Source organism: Kitasatospora sp. NPDC059146 (assembly GCF_042786665.1).
Classification (GTDB): domain Bacteria; phylum Actinomycetota; class Actinomycetes; order Streptomycetales; family Streptomycetaceae; genus Kitasatospora.
In genome coordinates this window covers 1-4752 of record NZ_JBHZCY010000014.1, presented here as the reverse complement: position 1 = coordinate 4752, position 4752 = coordinate 1, and the positions used below count along the sequence as shown (strand labels likewise).

General features: G+C 76.2%; 4 protein-coding genes. 3 read left to right on the top strand and 1 reads right to left on the bottom strand.

Translation table 11 applies throughout. The features are described 5' to 3' along the window. Positions 1 to 324 precede the first annotated feature (324 nt). Positions 325 to 1551 carry a serine hydrolase domain-containing protein gene (locus tag ACFXPX_RS08725; protein WP_380640215.1) on the bottom strand — a complete coding sequence of 409 codons (1227 nt, stop codon included), beginning with the start codon at positions 1549 to 1551 and terminating at the stop codon, positions 325 to 327. Between the two features lie 113 nt (positions 1552 to 1664). Between ACFXPX_RS08725 and ACFXPX_RS08720 the strand changes: the two genes are divergently transcribed. The 3 genes from ACFXPX_RS08720 to ACFXPX_RS08710 all read left to right on the top strand — a co-directional run. Next, entirely contained in the window at positions 1665 to 2819 is a 1155-nt protein-coding gene (locus tag ACFXPX_RS08720) for a sensor histidine kinase (RefSeq protein ID WP_380640212.1), read from the top strand. Then, positions 2807 to 3469: a LuxR C-terminal-related transcriptional regulator gene (locus ACFXPX_RS08715; RefSeq protein WP_380588958.1), complete on the top strand. Its 663-nt coding sequence runs from the start codon at positions 2807 to 2809 to the stop codon at positions 3467 to 3469. The genes ACFXPX_RS08720 and ACFXPX_RS08715 overlap by 13 nt, the downstream gene beginning before the upstream one ends. Positions 3470 to 3662: 193 nt before the next feature. After that, a partial coding sequence (locus tag ACFXPX_RS08710) for an AI-2E family transporter (protein ID WP_380640209.1) occupies positions 3663 to 4752 on the top strand: 1090 nt, incomplete at its 3' end.

Below are 4752 nucleotides of genomic sequence, written 5' to 3'. Positions count from 1 at the left end.
CGCACCCGGAGCCGGCCTGGATCGTGGCCACCGCGGGCACCGGCGGCACCTCGGCGACCATCGCCCGGTACGTGCACTACATGCTGCCGCTCCGCCCGCCCGGGCCGGGGCCGCCACCGGACGCTCCCCGCGCTCTCCGCACCCATGACCGACCTCTCTTCGCCCACGACCGGCCGCATGGCAGCAGTCTCGTCCACCCGGTGTCCCGGGCGCATGGGGCAGCGGCCCCGCGGGTGACGGACTGCGGGCGGCCGGCGGCCCAGCGTCACGGAAGCGTCGGGGCCGTCGGCCTCGGTCCGGTCGACGGCCCCGACGGGTGGCGGCTCAGCGGCGGCGGTGGTCGGTGTCCGGGGCGCCGCAGAGGGCGTCGTCGACCAGCCGGCTCTCCGCCTGCTCGATCCGGCGGACGTCGTCCGGGGTGTCGGCGCGGACGCCCGAGAGCGAGAGCGTGACGCTGCGCCGGCCGTCGGCGGTGACCCCGGTCGCCGTGATCCAGCCGGCGTCGCCGCCCTCGTGGCCCCAGTACACCCCGCCGCAGGTCAGCGGGCGGGAGAAGAGTCCCAGTCCGTCCCGGGCCCCCGGCATGAGCGCCTGGAACTCCTCGCCGACCGGAACGGTCTGCTGCATCCGGGCGAGCTGGGCGGGCGGCAGCAGTCGGCCGCCCAGCAGGGCCCGGAGGAAGCGGTCGAGGTCGGCGGTGGTGGAGACCAGCCCGGCCTCCCCGTTGATGCCCAGGCCGACCTGCTCGGTGACGTCGACGGGCGGCTCGCCGGGCCGGAAGCTCTGGTACGTCCGGGCGTGCGGCCGGGGCAGCGTGGGGGACGTCCCGGGCCGGAAGGTGTGGGTGAGGCCGAGCGGCCGGACGATCCGGTCCCGTACCTCCTGGTACCAGGCCTGCCCGTCGACCCGCTCGATGATCATGCCGAGCAGGACGTAACCGGTGTTGCTGTAGCGCCAGTCGGCGCCGGGCCGGAAGTCCGGCGGGTGGCGCAGCGCCCGGTCGACGCTCTGCTCGGGCGTGGAGCCGTCGTAGCGGTGCCGGCGGAAGTCGTCGGCCGAGCTGTAGTCCGGGTAGTCGTCGTGGAGGCCGCTGGTGTGCTGGAGCAGGTGGCGGACGGTGATCGCGCCGCCGTCGTTCCCGTTCCCGGACACCACGCCGGGCAGCCACCGCTCGACCGGGTCGTCCAGGGAGAGCCGGTGCTCGCCGACGAGTTGGAGGACGACGGTGGCCACGAAGGCCTTGGTGACGCTGGCGATCCGGAAGTGGCCGTCCGGCGACACCGGCTGTCCGGTCGTCACGTCGGCGACGCCGCCGGTGGCGGTCACCGTCCGGCCGTCGGCGGTGACCAGCCGGGCCTGCACGCCCGTCACGCCGAGGGCGGTGAGCGCGGCCGCGTCCCGCCGGAGCAGGCTCCGGTCGTCGTACGGCCGGGCCGCCGCGGCGGCGGGCACGGTCGTGGCGAGGGCGCCGGCCAGGACGGCGGCCGACACCAGGGTCCGCCGTACGGAACGGCCGCGCCGTCCTGCGGCGCCAATCGGTGATTTCTTCATGGGAGTTGACGCTAGGTCCGACCGCCGCGCCCGGGCGGTACCCCGAGCCGGTCGGAAAACAGGGTAGTGGGCTGTAGTGCCGGGCCGGTTCGCCGTGATCCAGACTTGGGCGGATGAACCTCCCTGCGGCCGAAAGGCTTTCGGCGACCTGGCGCGCCCTGGGCTACCTGCTGGGCAGCCTGCTCGCCGCCGCGCTCGCCGTGCTCGTGCTGCCCGTCCTCCTCGTCCCGGCGGCGGCGCGCGCGTGGGCCGGCCGCCAGCGCCGCCGCGCCGACGGACTGCTGGGCGCACCCGCCTCCGGCCCCGTCCGGGCCGGCACCGCGCGCCTCCTCGGGTGGCTCGGCGCCTGGCTCCTGAGCGGCCTGGCGTTCGGGCTGGTCGCGGTGGTGTGCGCGGGCAACACCCTGACCACGGCCGTCACGGTGCCCCTGTGGTGGGCGCTGCCCGCCGGCACCCGGGCGGGCGGCTTCGCCGCCGGTGCCCCGCTGACCGGGTGGGGCCCGGCGCTGACCCTGGGGACGGCGCAGCTGCTGGCCTTCGCCGCGCTGACCGTCTGGCTGGTCCCCCGGCTGGCCCGCCTGCACGCCCGGACCTGTGTGGCCCTGCTGGCGCCGTCGGCCTCCGAGGAGCTGGCGCAGCGGGTGGAGACGCTGACCGAGACCCGGGCCGGGGCGCTCACCGCGCACGGCGCGGAGCTCCGCCGGATCGAACGCGACCTGCACGACGGCACCCAGGCCCGGCTGGTGGCCATCGCGATGCGGCTGGGCGTGGCCCGGGAACTCCTGGACGAGGACCCCGGGACGGTCGCCACCCTGCTGGCGCAGGCCCACCGGACCACCGAGGAGGCCATGGTGGAGCTCCGCGCGGTGATCCGGACGATCTACCCGCCGATCCTGGCCGACCGCGGCCTCACCGGGGCACTTTCCGCCCTCGCGGCCGACGCGGCCCTCGACACCACCCTCGACGTCGGCAGCCTCGGCACCCTCCCCGCCGCGGTCGAGGCCGTCGCGTACTTCACGGTCGCCGAGGCGCTCACCAACGCCGCCAAGCACAGCGGCGCCACCCGGACGGCGGTACGGGTCGCCCGCACCGGTGACCGGCTGTCGATCGAGGTCACCGACGACGGGAGCGGCGGCGCCGACGAGCGGCTGGGCACCGGCCTCGCCGGGATCCGCCAGCGCGTCCTGGCGCTCGACGGCACCCTCGACCTCCGGAGCCCGGCCGGCGGCCCGACCACGATCACGGCGGGTGTGCCGTGCGGGTCGTGATCGCCGAGGACAACGTCCTGCTCTCCAGCGGGCTGGAACTCCTGCTCACCGCCAAGGGCTTCCGCGTCGCCGCGATCGTCCAGGACGCCCCGGGCTTCCTCGCCGCCGTCGCCGAGCACCGGCCCGACGTCGCCGTCGTCGACGTCCGGCTGCCGCCCGGCTTCCGCGACGAGGGCATCCACGCCGCCATCCGGGCCCGCCGGGAGCAGCCCGGCCTGCCCGTGCTCGTCCTCTCCCAGTACGTCGAGCAGCAGTACGCCGGGGAACTGCTCTCCGACGGGCGCGGCGGCATCGGCTACCTGCTCAAGGACCGGGTGAGCCGGGTCAGCGAGTTCACCGACGCGCTGCGCCGGGTCGCCGCCGGGGACACCGTGATGGACCCGGACGTGATCGGACAGCTCCTCACCCGGCACGCCCAGGACCCGACGGCCGCCCTGACCCCGCGCGAACGCGAGGTCCTCGCGCTGATGGCCGAGGGGCAGGACAACACCACGATCGCGACCCGGCTCGTCATCACCGACAACGCCGTCCACAAGCACATCGGCAACATCTTCGCCAAGCTCGGCCTCTCGCCCGCCGACAGCGGCCACCGCCGGGTCCTCGCCGTCCTCACCTACCTCAGCCGGCGGAGGGCCGTCGGGCTCCCCTGACGCCCTCCGCCCCCACCTCCGGCACCGGTCCGGCAGCCCGCCGAGGTGTGCGGGTCCGGGGGCCGGGGAGACGCTGGGAGCAGGCCGAGGACGGAGGAGGCGAGCCCCATGAGCGACTCGCGCACGACCCACGGGCCGGAACCGCACGGGACCCACCGGCCGGAACCGCACGGGACCCCCGGCTGAGCCCGCCGTGGGACGCCCCGACCACCGCCCCGACCACCGCCCGGAACCTCGCCCGGCGCGGCTCCCCCGGCCGCTCGGCAGCCGCCCGCCCCGGGTGCCGGTGCGGCCGGCACGGCCCGCGGCGCCCGTCGAGCACGTGCCGGCCGGGCTGCGCACCGCCGCCGGGTACGTCTGGCGGCTGGGGCTGCTCGGAGTGGCCGCCTACCTGGCCGTCGGGGTGCTCGGCGAGCTGGAGGTGCCGGTCATCGCGCTGTTCGTGGCGCTGGTGATCACCTCGGTGCTGCGCCCGCTGGTCGACCTGCTGGCCCGGACGCTGCCCCGGTCACTGGCCGTGCTGGTGGCGTTCCTGTGCGCGCTCGTGGTCGTCGGCGGGGTGCTGGCGCTGGTCGGGACGAACGTCGCCGACGAGTGGAACCGGATCGGCGACGAGCTGCGCGGCGGCCTCGGCCGGATCGACCACTGGCTCACCGGCGCCCCCATCCACCTGCGCCCGGGGACGGTCACCGACCTGCGGGCGAAGGTCGGCGCGTTCGTCTCGGCGCACCGCTCGGCGCTGCTGACCACCGCCCTCAGCGGCGCGAGCCGGGCCGTCGAGCTGGTCACCGGGCTGGCCCTCGCGGTGTTCTGCTCGGTGTTCTTCCTGCACTCCGGCGACCGGATGTGGAGCTGGGCGCAGCGCCAGCTGCCGGCCCGGGCGCGTCCCGTCTGGGGCCGGGCCGGGCAGGCCGCCTGGCGCACCTTCGCCGGGTACACCCGCGGGGTGCTGATCGTGTCGGCGGTCAACGCGGCACTGGTCGGCCTCGCGCTGGCGCTCCTGCGGGTGCCGCTGGTGCTGCCGCTGATGGTGGTGGAGTTCGTCGCGGCGCTGGTGCCGCTGATCGGCTCCCCGATCGCACTGGCGATCGCCGCACTGGTCGCCCTGGCCGCGCGGGGGCCGGTGGTCGCGCTGCTGGTACTGGCGCTGATCGTGGTGATCGGCCAGATCGAGGGCCATCTGCTGCACCCGCTGGTGCTGGGCTGGTCGGTGCGGATCCACCCGGTGGCGATCGCGCTGTCGGTGATCGGCGGCGCGGTGCTGGCCGGGGTACTGGGCGCGG